The 18,603-nt window shown below is 42.6% G+C and carries 11 protein-coding genes; 2 read left to right on the top strand and 9 right to left on the bottom strand.

Annotated features, from left to right (window positions below; translation table 11 throughout):
- Window positions 1–131 precede the first annotated feature (131 nt).
- Both FRX45_RS03400 and FRX45_RS03395 read right to left on the bottom strand, forming a co-directional pair.
- Entirely contained in the window at window positions 132–2,495 is a 2,364-nt protein-coding gene (locus FRX45_RS03400; protein ID WP_152267006.1) for an ATP-binding protein, read from the bottom strand.
- A 184-nt stretch (window positions 2,496–2,679) separates the two neighbouring features.
- On the bottom strand, window positions 2,680–4,794 hold the full coding sequence (locus FRX45_RS03395) for an endonuclease MutS2 (protein WP_152267005.1): 2,115 nt from the start codon (window positions 4,792–4,794) through the stop codon (window positions 2,680–2,682).
- Between the two features lie 733 nt (window positions 4,795–5,527).
- Between FRX45_RS03395 and msrA the strand changes: the two genes are divergently transcribed.
- Window positions 5,528–6,202, top strand: a complete 675-nt coding sequence (gene msrA / locus FRX45_RS03390) for a peptide-methionine (S)-S-oxide reductase MsrA (protein ID WP_152267004.1) — start codon at window positions 5,528–5,530, stop codon at window positions 6,200–6,202.
- A 3-nt stretch (window positions 6,203–6,205) separates the two neighbouring features.
- Here msrA and FRX45_RS03385 read toward each other — a convergent pair whose 3' ends face one another.
- The 3 genes from FRX45_RS03385 to FRX45_RS03375 form a co-directional block, all read right to left on the bottom strand.
- Window positions 6,206–8,179, bottom strand: coding sequence for a glycoside hydrolase family 97 protein (locus FRX45_RS03385; RefSeq protein WP_152267003.1), 1,974 nt, complete (start codon window positions 8,177–8,179; stop codon window positions 6,206–6,208).
- 139 nt (window positions 8,180–8,318) lie between these two features.
- Complete coding sequence (locus FRX45_RS03380) at window positions 8,319–9,980, bottom strand: SulP family inorganic anion transporter (RefSeq protein ID WP_152267002.1); 1,662 nt, start codon at window positions 9,978–9,980, stop codon at window positions 8,319–8,321.
- A 225-nt stretch (window positions 9,981–10,205) separates the two neighbouring features.
- Window positions 10,206–10,811: a methyltransferase domain-containing protein gene (locus tag FRX45_RS03375; protein WP_152267001.1), complete on the bottom strand. Its 606-nt coding sequence runs from the start codon at window positions 10,809–10,811 to the stop codon at window positions 10,206–10,208.
- Between the two features lie 166 nt (window positions 10,812–10,977).
- On the opposite strand from FRX45_RS03375, the gene FRX45_RS03370 reads away from it, so the two are divergent.
- Window positions 10,978–11,727 carry a Crp/Fnr family transcriptional regulator gene (locus tag FRX45_RS03370; RefSeq protein ID WP_226804922.1) on the top strand — a complete coding sequence of 250 codons (750 nt, stop codon included), beginning with the start codon at window positions 10,978–10,980 and terminating at the stop codon, window positions 11,725–11,727.
- 59 nt (window positions 11,728–11,786) lie between these two features.
- Here the strand turns inward: FRX45_RS03370 and FRX45_RS03365 are convergent, their stop codons facing one another.
- From FRX45_RS03365 to FRX45_RS03350, 4 genes are read right to left on the bottom strand one after another with little or no spacing between them, the layout of a single operon-like run.
- Window positions 11,787–13,202: a c-type cytochrome domain-containing protein gene (locus FRX45_RS03365; protein WP_152267000.1), complete on the bottom strand. Its 1,416-nt coding sequence runs from the start codon at window positions 13,200–13,202 to the stop codon at window positions 11,787–11,789.
- A gap of 21 nt (window positions 13,203–13,223) precedes the next feature.
- A complete protein-coding gene (locus FRX45_RS03360; RefSeq protein ID WP_152266999.1) occupies window positions 13,224–14,159 on the bottom strand; it encodes a sugar phosphate isomerase/epimerase family protein in 936 nt (311 codons plus the stop codon).
- Between the two features lie 60 nt (window positions 14,160–14,219).
- Window positions 14,220–15,731, bottom strand: a complete 1,512-nt coding sequence (locus FRX45_RS03355) for a DUF1501 domain-containing protein (RefSeq protein ID WP_152266998.1) — start codon at window positions 15,729–15,731, stop codon at window positions 14,220–14,222.
- A 6-nt stretch (window positions 15,732–15,737) separates the two neighbouring features.
- Complete coding sequence (locus FRX45_RS03350) at window positions 15,738–18,500, bottom strand: DUF1553 domain-containing protein (protein WP_152266997.1); 2,763 nt, start codon at window positions 18,498–18,500, stop codon at window positions 15,738–15,740.
- Window positions 18,501–18,603: the final 103 nt, after the last annotated feature.

Genomic DNA, 18,603 nt, shown 5'->3' with positions numbered 1-18,603 from the left:
GTTGCAGGTTACATGTTACAAGGCAGCCTCAACTATAGGTTACAGACAAATTGCTGAATACAGTTGAGCACGCCCTGCACCCTGTACCCTGAAACCTGGAACCTGAAACCTGTACCCTGAAACCTCACCCCTCACACCCCCTTCCTGTATTTGAGGATGGTTCTGCACAATCCATCAGGATCAAAAGGCTTTACTATAATATCTGTAAACCCCGCGGCCTTTATCTTTCCAGCAATTTCCGCAGGTAAAGTGGCGGTTAAAGCAATAACAGGAACGGTAACTCCCTTACTTCTTAACTGCTTTGTTGCTTCAAATCCATCCATTTCCGGCATATTTAAATCCATAATAATAACATGATGAACGGCAGCGTTAAACTTTTCAACCGCTTCCCTGCCATTGCCTGCCAGTTCAACTCCTGCGCCAAAATCTTCAAGAATAGTTTTTGCTATCATCGCATTCAGCGGATTATCTTCTGCAAGGAGAATAGTATAATCCTGCAATGGCTTATCCATTCCTGTTAAAGAACCAGTAGATAATATTTTTTTTCGGTACACTATAGGAAAAGATAATGTAAACCAGAAAGTGGAACCCCTGCCCCCTTCGCTATTAAGCTGCAGTTCCACGTTATACAACGCCAATATTTTTCTGCTGATGGCAAGTCCGAGTCCCGTTCCGCCATATTTCCGTGAGGTGGAAGAATCAGCCTGTGTGAATCTTTTAAAAATTATTTGCTGTTCATCGGGTAATATCCCGATACCAGAATCTTTAACGGCTATGGTAATTGTTATATGTTGTGTATCCACCTTTTCTGCCTGAAGCGATAATCTTACCCATCCTTCATCCGTAAACTTTATGGCATTGTGCACAAGGTTAGTGATAACCTGTGTAATGCGTGTTGGATCGCCCAGCACCTGTTCGGGTATGTCCTTATCAAATTCATATTCCAGCTTTATTTTTTTGGAATCGGCAAAACTCTGCGCACCTTTGATAATATTTTTTCCAATTTCCCGCAGGTCCATATCAATTTTCTCCAGCTTCATTTTATTCTCTTCCAGCTTACTGTAATCAAGAATATCATTAACCAGCACCAACAGGTTGTTGGCCGAAAACAAAACCACTTCAAGTGTATCTTTTTGAGATGAGGAAGGCTTTCCTTTAAGCAAAATATGAACCAGTCCAATAATGGCATTCAACGGTGTTCGTATTTCGTGAGACATGGTAGAAAGAAATTCAGATTTAGCCTTTACGCCCAGTTGCGCCTGCAGGGCAGCGTGGCTAAGCGTATATGCAAACCGCGAAGAAAGAATAATAGCCTGCAAAAAAAGGAAAAGAATATAGCCGGAGCAGATCATTGCCTTCATATCAGGCGCCAGCTTAAAATAATGCAGGTTCAGGAATAAAAACAGAATGAAAGCAATACAGGCGCTCAAAAGCGCAAAATCAGAGTCATTGCGTTTATGTATATACGCTGTTATAAAAATGTAAAAAGCATAGCCCAAATAAAAAAACAAAATAATAAGATACAGGGGCATAATGCCACTGAAAAAGTGTACAGGTGCTGTTAGAATTATTATACTATACAGTGCGCTTACCCAGAGTAAGATCCTTACCACTGCTTTGCCTGCTTCCTGCGGATAAAGATAGCGGATATACTGAAACAGGCAGGCGCAACTCAGCACCAGCGATAAATATTCTATTCTAAGCGTTACAAACCAGTTTATCCCGGGAAACAGGGAATAGAATAAATAAGGGCCTGTGCCGATAATACGGTAGCTATAGGTAAAGCAGAATAATGCGAAATAAAGAATAGGTTTATCATTTTTGGCAAAGAGGTATAGTCCAAAAAAAAGAAAACTGCTCATCAGTATAAACCCGGTTGTAATAGTATCCAGTCCCCAGTCTATTTTGTTCTGCCGGGATATTTGCTCAAAATTACCGAGCACAACAGGTTTATGCGGGCCTCCTTTTGAGTGCCAGAAATTAGCTACATGCAGCAGCAGGTTCACGGTATCTGTATGTTGGGGAAGCAATACAATCCGTTCCGACCAGAAAGGTTTAGCCTCTTCTTTTTTGGAAGCAGGTTTCCCGTTTTCCACAGCCAAACTATCGTTTATATATAACCGGTAGCTGCTGTATATATCCGGAATACGCAATGCCAGCAAGGGATCGGAAGAGGGAAGTATTATTTTCAGCTTATACGTAGCATAACCCACAGATGGAAGTGGTTTCCCGCCAACCTCTATTTTATTCCATAAGGAAGGGAAGGATGCGTAACTGCGATGGCTCACGTCCTCTCCCGGAAGCAATAATTGAGACCAGTAAAACTCCCATTGCCCCGATAGATTGATATTTGCAGAAGAGAAGTCCTGACTACGCAGGTCAAGCAAACCCTGTTGGGCGGTTTTGGTGTTTTTTAACGGAGACGTAGACAGGGCAAACAATACCACCCATGATGTTACTATAGCGGTTAAAACAATCAACCAGGCTTTCTTCATAAAAATTGGACAGGTTACAGGATTTTGGAAAAATATTCAGCGCCTGTTAATGCTGAAGCTTAAAGATAAATATAATATTTGTGGTTTATTGTTTGTGGTTTATTGTCTCAAGCCTGAAATCTTAAACCTTTTCCCTCACCGTTCACCATTCACTGCTCACCACTGATTACTGACTACTGACGATTCACCCCTCTCCCTCCTTCTCCTGCACCACCACCAAATTCTTTAATTCCACGGTAATAGGAATAACGCCCAACTGCACAATCGCTTTTTTATCCCGTATTTCTTTTACAGTGCCAATCTGGTTATTCTGCATCATCCGCACTTTTACACCCGGTTTTACTTCCCCTCCCGTTTCAATGTATCTTGAATCGAATTTTTTCTTCGCCTTCTCTTTTACCTGCTTTTCCTTTTGTTTAAACAGCATGGCATGCAGTTGCTTCATCAAAGCTGTTTTATCTTCCTGGTTCTCCATCCTGCGCCAGTCAAATACAATTTGCTTCAGTTTACGCTCCATGTCCTTCAGGTATGCAATCCTTTCCTCATTTATTTTATTCTGCTGTTTCAGCAACTCCACCTGCTGCTGGTGTTTTTCGCGCTGCATGGTGTGCTCCATATCTTTTTTGAGCCTTTCATTTTCTTTCAGCAGTTTATTTAATTCCTTTTCTTTTTGTTCCAGCCTGCGAATATCCTGCTCTGCCCTGTTCAATAGTTTATCCAAGCTGAAATGGTCTTCCGCCACCATGGTTTTGGCCCTTGCAATAAGTTGAGGATCCATACCAATTCTTTCAGCAATCGAAAAAGTATAGGAGCTTCCGGGTTTGCCAATGATGAGTTTATATAAGGGCAAAAGATTTTTTTCATCAAAGGCCATCGCCGCATTAGTAATGCCAGGCGTTTTGTTGGCCATTACTTTCAGGTTAAGATAATGGGTGGTTACAATTCCAAAAGCATGCTTCTTCGCCAGTTCTTCCAGTATTACCTCAGCAAAAGCACCACCAAGATGCGGGTCGCTGCCACTGCCCAATTCATCAATAAAAAACAGGGTTCGTCCATTGGCATTTTCAATCAGGTACTTCATGTTCTTCAAATGCGAACTGTAAGTACTCAGCTCAAATTCCAGGCTCTGCGTATCTCCAATATGGATCATCAGTTGCTTAAAGATTCCCATTTGCGAATGCGGGTGCACAGGAACCAGCAGGCCGCTTTGCAGCATCATTTGCAAAAGTCCCACGGTTTTTAAAGTAACCGTTTTACCACCCGCATTGGGTCCCGATATAACGAGTATGCGATTTTTTTCATCAAGAGTAAGCGTTACCGGCATAACCGGCTTTCCCGATCTTTGATTATAGAGATACAATAAAGGATGAAAGGCCTGGATAAGATGCACATGCGCTTTATCCTGCACAACAGGGTAACTGGCACCCATATCCGCCGCTAATTTTGCCTTAGCCCGGATAAAATCATATTCGCCAATAATGCCATGATAATTCTTCAGTAAAGGAGCATATACAGAAAGTTGCTTCGTTAAATCCCTGAGTACCCGGTACACTTCACGGCTTTCGGCATGCTCCAGGGTAAATACATCATTGTTCAGTTCAATCGTTTCTTCCGGTTCAATAAACGATGTTTTACGCGTATCGCTTTCTCCGAGCAAAATGCCTTTCACCTGCCGTTTATATTCCGCATGAACAGCTACGACTCTTCTGCCATTTAAAAATGCCTCTTCTATATCCGATACATACCCGCTTTTATTCCATTTGGCCACCACCCTGTCGAATGCCCTGCGCAGTTCGCTCCGCTTACGCGCCAAACCCATTCTTATCTGCGCCAGTTCTTTTGATGCGTTATCCTTCACATTCCCATATTCATCCAGCACATCATCAATAAGCCGGATGATCTCTTTTTCGTAATAACTGTCGGCAATCACCTGTAACAGGGTCGGATAAACGACCTTTCTTTCCGCATCAAACCAGTGAAAAACCTGCTTCATGGCATCTGCCAGCTTTCGTATGCTCATCAACTGCTCTTCATTTAACACTGCACCGGAAATACCCAACAGTTTTAACTCATTGGTTAAATTCAAAACAATATCATTGGGAAAATAAATCCCGTTCTGCAGCAGCAATTTATATTCGTTGGTTTGCTGCAGTTCTGGTTCTATATAAGACAGCCGGGTATGAATACGCAATTGCTCAGCTTTGTTTTTAGCATAAGCGGTTTGGCAATGCGCTGTAAGCAAGGCTTTCACTTTATCAAATTCCAACTGCATCAAAGCCGATTCCGGAAAGAGTTTCATTTTTGTATTGCTTCTTTTTAAGATTTGCAAAGGTAAGTGGAAATGTATTTTATTGCGGGTATGAGCTATCAGCCGTCAGCTATCAGGTGAGCAACTACTAATGATGGTATGAATACTTAAACGGTGAGTGGTCAGTGATCAGTGGTGAATTCCTGGATTTGAAACCTGCCTGCCGATAGGCGGATTTGAAACTGTCACGGAGGATGGGTTTTATTTGGCTCCCGGTGCTTCTTTTTTGGATTTCAGTTTCGGATCCGCATACTGCCTCTATTGTCATGCTAAGGAATGAAACATCTGAATCGTGAATGACAAGTGGTAGTGAATGATTGGAGCGAGGATGGATGCTTCCTGCGTCAGCATGACAAGCTACAGTGAGTGGCTAAACTGTAGTACAAAAGCTGAACTCCTGTTCCACTGCTTGTCATGCTGAGTTTGCCACCGCCGCGGCGGGAAGCGAAGCATCTGTATTGACTATTCGTCGGTTGTCGTTTATGGTTTATCGTTTGATCATAGCGCAGATGGATGCTTCCCTGCCTGCCCTTTAGCTTTGTCGGAATGATAAACAGTAGTAATAGGGTTGAGCTTTAGCAGTGTGCATCCCAACAAAGCACCCGCAATCGCTCTTTAACAAAATTTAACGTCTCCGCCATACGCTTACTGCGTACATTATTTGCTGTATTCAGTAACTTGCGCTCTGATTGGCATAATATTTATCATTCGTAAATGTTAAGCAATGAAATACCTTTTTCTGATCCTTGGAATGATTCCTGCAACCGCGTTGTTTTCCTGTGGTGCAAAAAGCAATTCTCAAAAAACAAATAATATGAGCAACGATACTACTATTAATCCTGCTGCTATTACTCCCGATGCCCATACCGCAGTAGCCACTTTTGCAAACGGCTGCTTCTGGTGCACGGAAGCTATTTTTCAGCAATTGGAAGGCGTTAAAAAAGTATCCAGTGGTTACAGTGGCGGTCATGTGGCGAACCCTACATACGAACAGGTTTGTGAAAAAAATACCGGGCACGCAGAAGCGCTGCAAATTGTGTATGATCCTGCCGTTATTAGTTTCGATGAATTATTAGAAGTTTTCTGGAAAACACACGATCCTACCACATTAAACAGGCAGGGTAATGATGTGGGACCGCAGTACCGCAGCGTAATTTTCTATCACGATAATACCCAGAAAGAAAAAGCCGAGGCTTATAAAATCGAATTGGATAAAAGTGGGGCATGGCCCAATCCTGTTGTAACAGCCATTGAGCCGTTTAAAAACTTTTATGTAGCGGAAAATTACCATCAGAATTACTTTATGCTCAACGGAAAAGCGCCATACTGCCAGTATGTGATCAGGCCCAAGCTGGAAAAGTTTGAAAAAATATTTAAGGATAAATTAAAAAAACAGTAAAAGCTATTGTTGCTGAAGCCTGATGAGATACCCTCCGCCCGGAGCCATTTTAATAATGATGGAATCTTTGCGGTTAAGGGTTTTAGAATATAGTTTATAATCCGAAGCATACCTGCTGGCATTCATGCCATCCTCGCAAACAGTGGCAGTATAATTTTCATTTTCCAGAAAATCAAGCGGAATAGTAAATGTTCTTTCTGTAAGATCGTTCATGGCCCCAATAAACCATTCATTATTTTTTTTGCGTGCAGTGATTATATACTCACCCAGTTTGCCATCCACCACAACAGTAGTATCCCACGTGGTGGGAATACTACCGAGCAATTCCATAAAAGCAGGCTCCAGCAAACCCTGTGAAGGATTTCCAGAGAAAAACTGTACAGGGCTTTCATATACCACATACATGGCCAATTGCTGGCAGCGGGTTCCAAAAGACATTATCTTTTCTCCTATTGGCCGGAAAGTTTTTTCCGTGGCATTATCCAATATCCCCGGTTCATAATCCATTGGACCTGCCGTCATGCGTATAAAAGGAAGCAACAAATTATGCTTGGGGGTTGCCTTGCTGCTCCATATATTGTATTCGGAGCCCAGCACGGCTTCACGGGTAATGGCATGGGGATAAGTGCGGTTAAAGCCTGCCGGTTTAAAGGCGCCGTGAAACATGATCATGATCTTATGCTTTGCACAGGCTTCGGCGATTTTATAGAAGAAGTTTACGGCCTTCTGATCATCGCGGTCAATAAAATCCGTCATTATAAAATCCACGCCCCATTTATTGAATTGTTCAAGCGCCGGCTCCAATTGTTTATCTAAGGTCATGGCCAGCGTCCACATGCTCAGCTTCACGTTTTGTTTTCTTGCGTATGCTGCTATTTCTTCCATGTCAATACCAGGATTGATCTTAAACAAATCGTTATTGTCGCTCCATCCCGCATCCATCATAATGCGTTCAAAACCGAAACGTTTGGCAAAATCAATATAATATTTGTACGTAGCGGTATTGATGCCACTCTTAAAATCTACATTAAAAATATTAGATGAAATGATCCATTCATCTGTAGCCTTACCGGGATGAACCCAGGAAACATCCTTCACTCTTGAAGGCGAAGCGAGACGGTATACAAGATCATTGGCAGGCAAATCCTTATCTTCCGGAGCGATCAGCAGTACACGCCAGGGAAAATATTTTGTACCCTTTGTTCTGGCAATATAATCTGCCCGTTTCGAAACATATAACTGTGGAAAATCGCCCGGCGCAAGCATTTCCTCCAGGGGATAAGGCGCAAACTCCGCCCTTAATACATTACTACTTTTACCTGTAACAAACATACCGGGATAATCTTCAATATCAGCATCGGTAACTACTATTTTCGGGTTGCCGGCAGATGCAATAAGCACAGGTGTAAAGCACAGATTATTTTTGGTTACACTATCCAATGGTTTTACCTGGTAAGGCTCTTCAAAGCTGGTGTGGTATTTATCCTGGTTATCTCTTTTTACCACTTCCGGAAAGTAAAGCAAAGCATTTTGAGGAAAATTAAATTCAGCGATCTCATTCTTTATGATAATTGAATCCTTAAATGCTGTTGTAATCCTGTAAGCAATTCCATCATCGTAAACCCTGAAAATAATGCCAAACCCATTCGTAAACCGGATCTGCATTTCATTGTATGTATCAGGAATATGCTTTCTTTTTTCGGGAACCGGCGATACGATCACGGCATTTACTGAACGGGTATTTATTTTAGAGCGGCCGGGTTTACCGGAAAGCTTTTTGCCATCTTCCAGCATCATATCAATAACAGACGGCAAAAGCAAGGGCTGGTTTTTATAAGATACCGTATAGGTAATGGTATGGTCAATGCTTACAGAAACCTTAATATCTCCCGACGGAGATTGTATTTCTTTGATCGCATCGGCCCTGCATGGTACATAAAGCAGCAGCAGGAAAAGAAATACGGGAATTGTTTTCATACCAGCAGTTATGCAATCGTTATAAAAGAAATTGTACTACAAGTTAATCAACTATATCTATTTGTCTTGCTTAGTGGTTTATTCCTTTAATTGAATAACGGAAACAACTTCTCACCTTTCACCTCTCACTTCACACCTTTCACCTCCCCTCATTTATCACCGCATTGCTCCTTTTCAGCGCCTGCTCAAAAGTGTCCGTTACATTAGCCTTACCCACAGCAAATAATAAACGGGCAGCTTTCAGTTCGTCCATTACCTGCTTGCTATGCACTTCCGAAAGGATTAATTTTGTACCCCGGTTTTTTGATTCCTTGTGAATTTCCCTCAGCGTTCTGATTCCTGTGGCATCAATAATAGGTACCTGCCGCATGCGGATGATGAATACTTTGGGTGGCTTTTTAATAAACTTTATAGCATCTTTAAATTTATAGGCGGCCCCAAAAAATAAGGGTCCGTTTATTTCAAATACTTCAACATCTTTCGGAATAGCATAATTACTTACCGCATCTTTATCCCGCCCTTCCTCTTTATCGGTATTTTCACCGGTAAGAATATTTACATCTGTAAACTTTATCATATTCCGCATAAACAGAAATACAGCCAGCACCATACCTATTTCAATAGCTACGGTAAGATCAATTAATACGGTAAGAAAAAAAGTGGTAAGTAATACTGCGGTATCGCCACGCGGACCTTTTACTACTGAAATAAAATTCTCCCATTCACTCATATTATAAGCCACAATCACCAGTATGCCGGCCAATGCAGCCATTGGTACAAGGGCGGCCCATTTGCCTATAAACAATATGATTAGTAATAACGTAAATGCATGCACGATGCCTGCCACCGGCGTGCGCCCTCCGTTTTTAATATTGGTTGCGGTACGGGCTATGGCGCCTGTAGCGGGAATACCGCCAAAAATAGAGGAGAAGATATTGGCTGTGCCCTGGGCTATCAGTTCCGTATTGGATCTGTGATTTCCCCCAATCATTCCATCGGCTACAATAGCAGACAATAAAGATTCAATACCTCCCAACAAAGCAATGGTAAATGCAGGTGCAATCAGTTTTTGAATAGTAGCGAAATCAAGATCGGGAATTACAGGTGAAGGAAAGGAAGAAGGAATGCTGCCAAAACGGCTGCCAATGGTTTCTACAGGCAGGTGCAGCAATTGCACCACAGCAGTTGTAACTAAAAGTGCAATTAATGATCCGGGTATTTTACGTGTAACTTTAGGCCACAAAGCAATAATAGCAACTGTACCCGCAGCAATTAAAAGCGCATATATATTAACCGATTGAAAATTTCCAATATAACTTTGCCATTTATCTGTAAAATCAGCAGGAATTTCCCCCATCTTCAATCCAAAAAAATCTTTCATTTGCGAAGAAAAAATGATCAGGGCGATACCGCTGGTAAATCCCACAATTAAGGGATAAGGTATAAATTTAATGATGGTGCCCAAACGGGCTATACCCATGATGATGAGGATTACCCCGGCGATAAAAGTGGCTATAATTAAACCATTAATGCCAAATTGCTGAACAATGCCATATACAATTACAATGAATGCGCCCGTAGGCCCTCCAATTTGAACCTTGCTACCACCCAGCGCGGAAATAATAAAACCCGCAATAACTGCGGTATACAATCCCTTTTCCGGCGATACGCCTGAAGCTATAGCAAATGCAATGGCAAGCGGCAGGGCTACAACCCCTACAATTAAACCCGCCATCACATCTTTAGCAAATTGCTGCCTGCTATAGTGCTTTAGGGTATCAAACAACTTAGGCTTAAACATATATTGATGTTGTTATAATGCTCCAGCTTCAACGTTTTGTTTAATTTGATCTGGAGGAGAAACGTGTGCATTTTAATATCAAATTATTCCTGTGCAGTTTGGTCCATCCGATCGTACAGGCTTAAATCACATATTAACTTATCAGCATACAATATTTTCTTTTTTTACTGCACTCATAGAATCATCCGTATTCATTTGTTAGCACAGGTAATTTGTTTAAAATGATCATATCTTAACCCAGAATTTCAGAAGGTTATCCATTTCCGAACCCACAATATGATAATCCCTGGGCACTTCATCTTCGAGGCTGTAAAATGTAGCCAATCGTGTTCCGGCAGGCATTTGCTCTAACTGTTTATATAAATAACGGTTATAATAATTATACAACTCGCCGGAGTACACAATACGCTCATCTATTTTATCGGTACCCGCCAGGTTTTCATAAAATGAATTATAGAAATAGAAATGATCGTAATTGCGCAAATCGAGTTGAGTAAAATTTCCGTGTATGAAAGAAACATTCTGTAAACCCAGTGTATTTCCTGCAGCCTGTGCATACGTAACAAGGTCTTTGCGCTGTTCCACACCATAAAAATGCGCATTGGGAGAATAATACGCAGCACTTAAACAAAATTTACCTACCCCGCTGCCGATATCCAGTATACGCATACCATTTTCGGCCGCCAGAAAAAAGGAAGCCCTTCGCGCAACATTTAAAGGAGTCCAATGCCTGGCAGCTAATAAGCGGACCGGCTCCGGATAAAGTGTATTAAACCTGTTATCGGAACTGAAGAACCTGTTTATGGGCAATTTCTTTTCATTTACATGCATGATTGTTATAGAACTTTAAAATGTATTATAAGTCTTAATTCACGATACTGCATTGCCGGGATCAGAATTCTCAATATATGGTGCAGGCACATTTTCACTTTTGTTAGCCGATTGCAAAATTACATATCAATTATTCGTTATGCGGTAAAACTTATCACTGCGAAAAGTGATTTATATCAATATTTTTAAAGGTAGTTTTGTACATACTATGAGCATCCAGGGTATTTTTCCAATAGACAAATGGGATTTTAAAAGTGAATCTATTTTGGCCGATCTGCCAGTTGCCGACTTTGACCGCCTCATGGCGCGTAAAAGTGAACATGTATATAAAAAAGGAGAGATTCTTTTTCGGGAAGGCGGTTACCCTGCAGGCATATATTATATTGTTGAAGGCAAGGTTAAAAAATATAAAACAGATAAAAACAGCAGGGAGCAAATCATTTATGTGGCTAACACCGGCGAACTACTCGGTTACCACGCCATTTTATCGGAATACCGCTACCCCGATTCTGCCGCTACGCTGGAAGAAAGTACGATTGCTTTTATACCGAAAGAAGATTTTTTAGCCTGTTTACAGCAGTCCGCCATTCTTAATAACCGGCTGTTGAAAACGCTCAGCCATGAGTTTGCGGTATTAGCCAATAGTGTTACTTTATTTGCACAAAATTCGGTTCGGGAAAGACTGGCTTTGCAATTAATTGTATTAAGAGAAAAATACAAAGTGAATTTTGAGCCCGGCATGGCTGTAGAAATCAATATGTCGAGAGATGATTTGGCCAGCCTTGCAGGTACTGCCCGGGAAAATGTAGTAAGAGTGCTGAGTGAATTTAAAGAGGCCGGAATGGTTGAAACAAAAGGCAGAAAAATATTTATTACCGATATCAAAAAACTGATTGATCTGGCAAATGCCAGGTGACCCCGGCACCGCCACTTAGGGTTATGCTGTCCTCTTATCAAATTTAGAATGGGGCTTTGCTACTTTTTCTGCGTAACCAGTGTGGTATCTCCTTCCAACAAAGGCAATGTATATCCGCCTGTATCCAATACAGCTTTAGGAAAGGCTTGTTTTAGTGATGTCCAGTCTGCACCAGCTACAGCCGTTTTATATAAATAAAGGGCGCGCAATTCCGGTAAGTTTTTTAAAGACTGTAAGCCGCCGGCAGTAATCTTTGTTCCTACAACATTAAGATATTGAAGTTTTGATAAAGATTGCAGCATAGCCAGGCCCGTATCTGATATTTTGGTATTATCCAAACTCAACTTAATTAAAACAGGCAGTTTACCAATAGTAGTCATAGCGCTGTCGCTAACAGCAGTGCTGCCCAATTTTAACCAAACCAACTGCGGTGCAAGTGGCTCCAGCAGCTTCACTTCATCATCACCAATCTTTTTTGAATCCAAAAAATTAACAGAAAGATAGTTGCTGCCCGTTGATACCGGAACAACAGTAACACCCATTTCTTTTAATTTGTTCACCGCCTGCTCAGGAGCTTTTGCTACAGGCGTCTCAGGTATTTCGGGCTTTGCCGGCGCCTGCTGATGATCACTCTGCAAAGCGATGAGCAATGGTTTTATCTTTTCATCCTGCGGCAGGGTCTTTACCGGCTTGTCGAAACTGGCGCCGGTACTGATCCACCAATGGATCAAAGCGATCTCCGCTTCCGAAGGCTGCGGCTTACCCTTAGGGGGCATATGTTTCTTTTCAAGCAAATCGAGCGTTATTCTTTTATACAATTCACTTTCCGCACTTTTACCCGCCATCAGCACTTTACCATCTTCTCCGCCTTTTGCAATCGTTTCTTTGCTGTCCAAACGTAATTTTCCTTTTTGTTTCGACGGGCCATGGCAGCTATAGCACTTGTTCTGTAATACAGGTTGTATAATATCATTATATGCCATGGCTTCCTGCACATTGGGAATAATTTTCTTTACTTCCTTTGTGTCATCCGGTTCTACTATATCCTGTGTAAGGTACCCCTCACCGTGAGTAAGTGTTCCGCCCAGGTGGCCTGTAAAAGTGATCAGTATAAACAAGGCCACAGAAAGTATATAAGGCAGTGCCGGATGGAACCGGAAAGAAAATTTTTCAGCATATATTATATAATACAAAATGGCAATTACGGCAACGCCTATACCCATCCACCTGTGCCGGTCTAAAATAGTTGCATCGTATTCGCCTCCGGCGGCCAATAACCAGCCGCTGATACAGGATAATACGGCGCTGACGGCGCCCAGTAATAAAGTAACACTTACAGCAGGACGGATAGCGCTAAACTGTGGTTTCCGGCTGAGCCAGTGCAATATAACACCCAATAATAAAATGCCTATAGGCAAATGCACGAGTAAGGGATGAAAACGACCGAAGAAACCTGAAATGCTGAGTAGTATCATAAAAGCTGCGGAGTAATATTTTTATTGATCAGAATATCTTTTCTTCAGTTGATCTTTCATATATACATTGATAGCCCATTGATCTGCCAGCGGCTGCCGTGTATAGGGAAGTGCAGGAAGATAATCGGGTGGGCCAAATTCGGTAAGAAAAGTTAGTTTTTTTATTCCCTGTTTAATTTTTAGTTCCACTACTTTATCCCACCATTGCCAATGGCGTTTTACCGCAGCCTCCCATTCAGGCGCCCGCGGATCATTTACCTGAGGCCCCTCCGGATGACCTATCCTTGCATGAATATGATCAACCCTTGATAAAACCAATTGTACGGTTTCCTCCTGGTCATTCAGTAATGATTCATGTACATTACACCAATGAGAAATATCCAGCGTAACACGCAATCCGGGAATGGCTTCCACAAACTGACGCGCTACAGGAGCAGCATACAATATGCGTGAACGATGCGTTTCATGGCTGATGGGAATGCCCGTTCTTTTTGACAGTGCAATAGTATATTCAATAAACTGTTTGTTCTGTTCAAAAGAAAAATAATCCTTTCCCGAATGACAATTGATGTACAATGGCTTTTGTATTTGCTGTGTGGCAGCCGCATCTGTCATTCTCTGAAATTGCTCCAGGTGTTTTTCGAAGTGGCTATCGCCCGATCCGCATAAAAACCCAACAGCTAACCTGTGCTTTTGCAATGCGGCAAATAAAGTATCCTGTTGCATTTTTTCGGTTGGCCACCACATTTCTATGCCATCGTAGCCTTCCTGTTTGGCCTTAGCACAAAAATCATCGGTTGTTCCTTCAAATCCCCAATTGGTTGCCATTACCAACGGCATAAAATCAGCAGGAAGCGGGAAAGCGGGTTTATCCATTATTGGTTGTTGAAAAGGTGCGATCATTGCTCCGCCAAGGGCAGCAGTAGTTGAAATAAATTTTCTCCGGTTTAAAGGCATACAATAGTGGTAAGTGATAAGTAGTAAGTGATGAGTGACAAGCAATACAGTTCAATAGTTCTATGCTACAATTTCGCTTATCACCCTCCCGCTTACATCGGTTAAACGGAATGGCCGTCCCTGGAACTGGTAAACAAATTTTTCATGATCAAACCCCAACTGGTTCAATACGGTAGCCTGTATATCATTGGGCTCTACCTTTCCGCTCCTGGCACTATAACCGATCTCATCTGTTTCTCCATAGCTGACACCTTTTTTTATACCGCCCCCTGCCATCCACATCGTAAATGCTTCGGCGTGGTGATCCCTTCCCTTGAAAGGCATTTCCTTACCATCCCTGTTTTCCTGCATAGGTGTGCGGCCAAACTCTCCGCCCCATACCACCAATGTTTCATCCAGCAGGCCTCTTTGTTTAAGATCGAGCAATAAGGCGGTTATGGGCCGGTCTATGGAGCGGCATTTGTTGATCAATCCTATTTCTAAGCAATCGGCGGGGCTTGTTCCATGCGAATCCCATCCCCAATCGAACAGTTGCACATACCGTACGCCTTTCTCCACTAATTTCCTTGCCAGTAACACATTGTTGGCAAAACTTGTGCGGCCCGGTTTGGTACCGTACATCTCATGTATATACTCCGGTTCGTCACTGATATCCATTGCTTCCGGTACCGACATCTGCATTTTATAAGCCATCTCATATTGAGATATCCGCGATAATATTTCAGGATCTTTAAACTCTTCGTACGATTGCTGGTTTACTTTGTTGATCGCGTCAATAGATGCTTTGCGAATGTCTTTATCTATTCCTTCAGGGTTATTAATAAAAAGTACAGGATCCCCTTCGGAGCGGCATTGCACACCCTGGTAAACGGAAGGCAGGAAACCGCTGCCCCATACACTTTTTCCGGCATCAGGATTTTTACCACCCGAAGTAAGCACAACAAAGCCAGGCAGGTTACTGTTCTCTGTTCCCAAACCATAACTTACCCATGAACCCATGCTCGGCCGTCCTAAACGTGCGCCACCTGTATGCATGAGCAGTTGCGCAGGTGCATGATTAAACTGGTCTGTTTTAACAGCTTTTAAAAAACTCACTTCATCGGCCACTGTTGCAAAATGCGGTAAATGATCCGATACCCATGCCCCGCTTTGTCCGCGTTGCTCAAAATGCGCCTGCGGCCCCAGCATTTTAGGTACACCTCTTATAAATGCAAAGCGTTTTCCTTCCAGCAAAGATTGCGGACATTCCAACCCGTCTAATTTCATAAGATCAGGTTTGTAATCAAACATTTCCAATTGCGATGGGGCGCCTGCCATATGCAGATAGATCACGGATTTTGCTTTTCCGGGAAACATAGGAGGATGTGCCGCTAATGGATTATTACTGTCAAAAGCATTCAATCCCGCTCCTTTTGAACCCCAGAAATCGCAACCGCTTAATAATGATCCAAACGCCATGGCGCCCAAACCGGTAATGCTGTCTTTTAAAAAATGCCTGCGTGTTACAAAACGCAGGGTTTCATGATTGGCCTCATTAATCAGCCGCTGGTTATGCAATTCTTTTTGAGTCATATTTTATCAATTCTTCGTAACAAATTCATCTAAGTTAAGCATAGCATTTGCCACTACAATCAGCGCTGCTTTTTCAGGGGTGTTGTGCTCCCTGTTTGCACCAATCATTTCGCATGTCTTCGTTGCATCTTTCTTAAATTGCTGTAATGCCTGCTGATATAAATTCATTAAAGGTTCCAGCTTTTCTTTGCTGATGGGCCGAAACATCGCCAGTTCATATCCTTTGCTGATCTGTTGCTGCACATTACCGCCGCCTTCTTTTTCCATTCTTGCCGCAAAATGCCGCGCCATTTCAATAAAGCCCTCGTCATTTAAAGTGGCCAAAGCCTGTAAGGGTGTGTTGGTTCGTATTCGCCTGGCAACACATACTTCACGCGCCACGCCATCAAAACTAAGCATCGTAGGATAAGGGGCAGTACGCTTCCAGTACGTATATACTGCACGCCGGTATTGATCTTCCCCGGTGCTTTTTTCCCATACATTACCATCATAAGGAGACAGCCATATACCCGGCGGCTGGTAAGGCATTACACTTTCACCATACATTTTCGGACTTAATAATCCAGACAGTGCCAGGGCCTGATCTCTTATTTGTTCTGCGGATAGCCTTATCCGTGGCCCACGTGCATAATATTTATTAAAAGGATCTTTTTCCAGTATTTCAGGTGTTACTTTAGAATCCTGCCGGTAGGTAGCCGACATTACAATGGTTTTGACCAGTTTTTTCAGGCTCCAGTTGTATTCATTCATCAGTTGTCCCGAAAGCCAGTCCAACAATAACCGATGCGTGGGCTCAATACCCTGGGAGCCCAGATCTTCCAGCGTTTCGGCAATCCCCTGCCCCATGAGCTGCTCCCATATCCGGTTTACAATGGTTCTTGATGTAAGCGGATTTTTTTTATCTGTCATCCACATCGCCAGGCCGAGGCGGTTGCGCGGTGCTCCTTTGGGCAGTGGGTTGAGTGAATGAGGTACATCCGCCTGCACTTCATCGCCTTTCACCATCCAGTTGCCCCTTTCAAATACATGGGTGGAGCGAAACATATCAGGTGGGTTCTCCATCAATACAGGTGTAATGGTAGAAGCGGAAGTGGTGATCAGATCGTTAAACCAGGCATAGGCACTATCGTATCCGGGTGCTTCCCTGCCCGGGAAAGATGAGGCAAAATAAAACCAGTCAAAATAAGCCAGGGTATTTTCATTCGTTTTTTCAACAGTGGGATTGTTGTATGTAAAATACAGGTCGTGTACGCCACTAACTGTATTAAGATCAACCCGGCCTACATTCCATCCCTGCGATGCGGGAATAACAGTGGATGCCAGCACAGGTCCGCCGGGACTATCTAAATGAATTGTCCATTTGCCCTTATCAATTCCGGAAGTATAGCGATAACGCAATACATTTTTACTGGTAAGGTCAATCCCGGGTAAACGGCTAACCGCATTATTTCTGAGTGCCAGCCTGGTATCCGAAACCGCACTGTTCACCAATTGATCGGCAAGGTGTGCATTAACAGCAGGCTGCCATGTTTTAAGAAAGCGAATAACTTTATCTGATTCTTCCTTAGCTGCATGCTGTGCCAGCCATTGCTTTAATCTTTCAAGTTTAACACTGTCTTCAATATCAAATTCCCTCAACTGCGGGTAATCACCTGTCACATCTTCATCCCTTGTATTGTTAAAAAAAGCCATGAATTTATAATAGTCATCATGCTTAAAGGGATCATAAGGATGGCTATGGCATTGCACACAGGCAAAGGTTGTACTGAGCAGGGTTTCCCATGTGGTATTTACCCGGTCAATTACGGCTGCAGTCCTAAATTCTTCATCGTCTGTACCACCTTCATCATTTGTCATGGAATTGCGGTTAAACGCGGTGGCAATAAATTGTTCATCGGTAGCACCCGGCATCAGATCACCTGCAAGCTGTTGGGTTAAAAACTGGTCGTAAGGCATATCGCTGTTAAATGCTTTGATCAGCCAGTCGCGGTAACGCCATATAGAACGGTAACCATCTTTTTCATATCCTTTGCTGTCGGCATAGCGGGCCAAATCCAGCCACATAGACGTCCATTTTTCACCATATTGAGGTGAAGCCAAAAGTTCATCTACCAACTTTTCATAAGCATCATCACTGTTATCATTCAAGAATTTTTGTGCAAGATCATCCGATGGAGGAACGCCGGTAATGTCAAGACTCACCCTTCGTAAAAGTGCAGGTTTATCCGCCACGGCAGATGGTTCCAGTTGCTGTAGTTTTAGTTGATTGTAAATAAAATGATCAATATCATTTTTAACCCATTCATTTTTCCCCGACAGAAAACCCCAAAATCCAGAAGCCGCATCTGGTACCTCTACAGGTTTTACTGCCACATACGCCCAGTGGTCGCCCCAATGCGCTCCTTCTTTAATCCATTGCCGGAGCATATCAATTTCTTCGGAGCTTAAAGGAGCATGCTCGTAAGGCATTCTTTCTTCCGGATCTTTACTGGTAATCCTGCGGATCATCTCGCTGTTATCGGGATCGCCCGGAATAATCGCCAGTTTACCACTTTCTGCTTTAGCCAATGCTTCGGAGCGGAATAATACGCTGAACCCGGATTCCTTTTTTACCCCGCCATGACAGGTGATGCACTTTTTATTGAACAGGGGCTTTACTTCCGTGTTATAGTCAACCGTTTTGTGACCAATAAGACTGGTGGTAACAATAAGGGCCGCAACGAGTGTGCCGGTAATTAGGAATAGTTTTTTGTTGATTTTTATTTTCATGATGGAAAAACACGTTCAGTATAAAATGTAAGGTACGAAATTTAAAAAATGAAATATATAATAATCAATCCATTCCACAAGGGACTGATAATAAATGCCACAT

The organism is Agriterribacter humi (assembly GCF_009192765.1).
Taxonomy (GTDB): Bacteria; Bacteroidota; Bacteroidia; order Chitinophagales; family Chitinophagaceae; genus Agriterribacter; species Agriterribacter humi.
This window is presented reverse-complemented; position numbering and strand designations above follow the sequence as displayed.

Excerpts from the sequence above, each read along its gene's own strand:
- FRX45_RS03400 (WP_152267006.1), bottom strand. The coding sequence starts at position 2,495 with ATGAAGAAAGCCTGGTTGATTGTTTTAACCGCTATAGTAACATCATGG.
- FRX45_RS03395 (WP_152267005.1), bottom strand. The coding sequence starts at position 4,794 with ATGAAACTCTTTCCGGAATCGGCTTTGATGCAGTTGGAATTTGATAAA.
- msrA (WP_152267004.1), top strand. The coding sequence starts at position 5,528 with ATGAAATACCTTTTTCTGATCCTTGGAATGATTCCTGCAACCGCGTTG.
- FRX45_RS03385 (WP_152267003.1), bottom strand. The coding sequence starts at position 8,179 with ATGAAAACAATTCCCGTATTTCTTTTCCTGCTGCTGCTTTATGTACCA.
- FRX45_RS03380 (WP_152267002.1), bottom strand. The coding sequence starts at position 9,980 with ATGTTTAAGCCTAAGTTGTTTGATACCCTAAAGCACTATAGCAGGCAG.
- FRX45_RS03375 (WP_152267001.1), bottom strand. The coding sequence starts at position 10,811 with ATGCATGTAAATGAAAAGAAATTGCCCATAAACAGGTTCTTCAGTTCC.
- FRX45_RS03365 (WP_152267000.1), bottom strand. The coding sequence starts at position 13,202 with ATGATACTACTCAGCATTTCAGGTTTCTTCGGTCGTTTTCATCCCTTA.
- FRX45_RS03360 (WP_152266999.1), bottom strand. The coding sequence starts at position 14,159 with ATGCCTTTAAACCGGAGAAAATTTATTTCAACTACTGCTGCCCTTGGC.
- FRX45_RS03355 (WP_152266998.1), bottom strand. The coding sequence starts at position 15,731 with ATGACTCAAAAAGAATTGCATAACCAGCGGCTGATTAATGAGGCCAAT.
- FRX45_RS03350 (WP_152266997.1), bottom strand. The coding sequence starts at position 18,500 with ATGAAAATAAAAATCAACAAAAAACTATTCCTAATTACCGGCACACTC.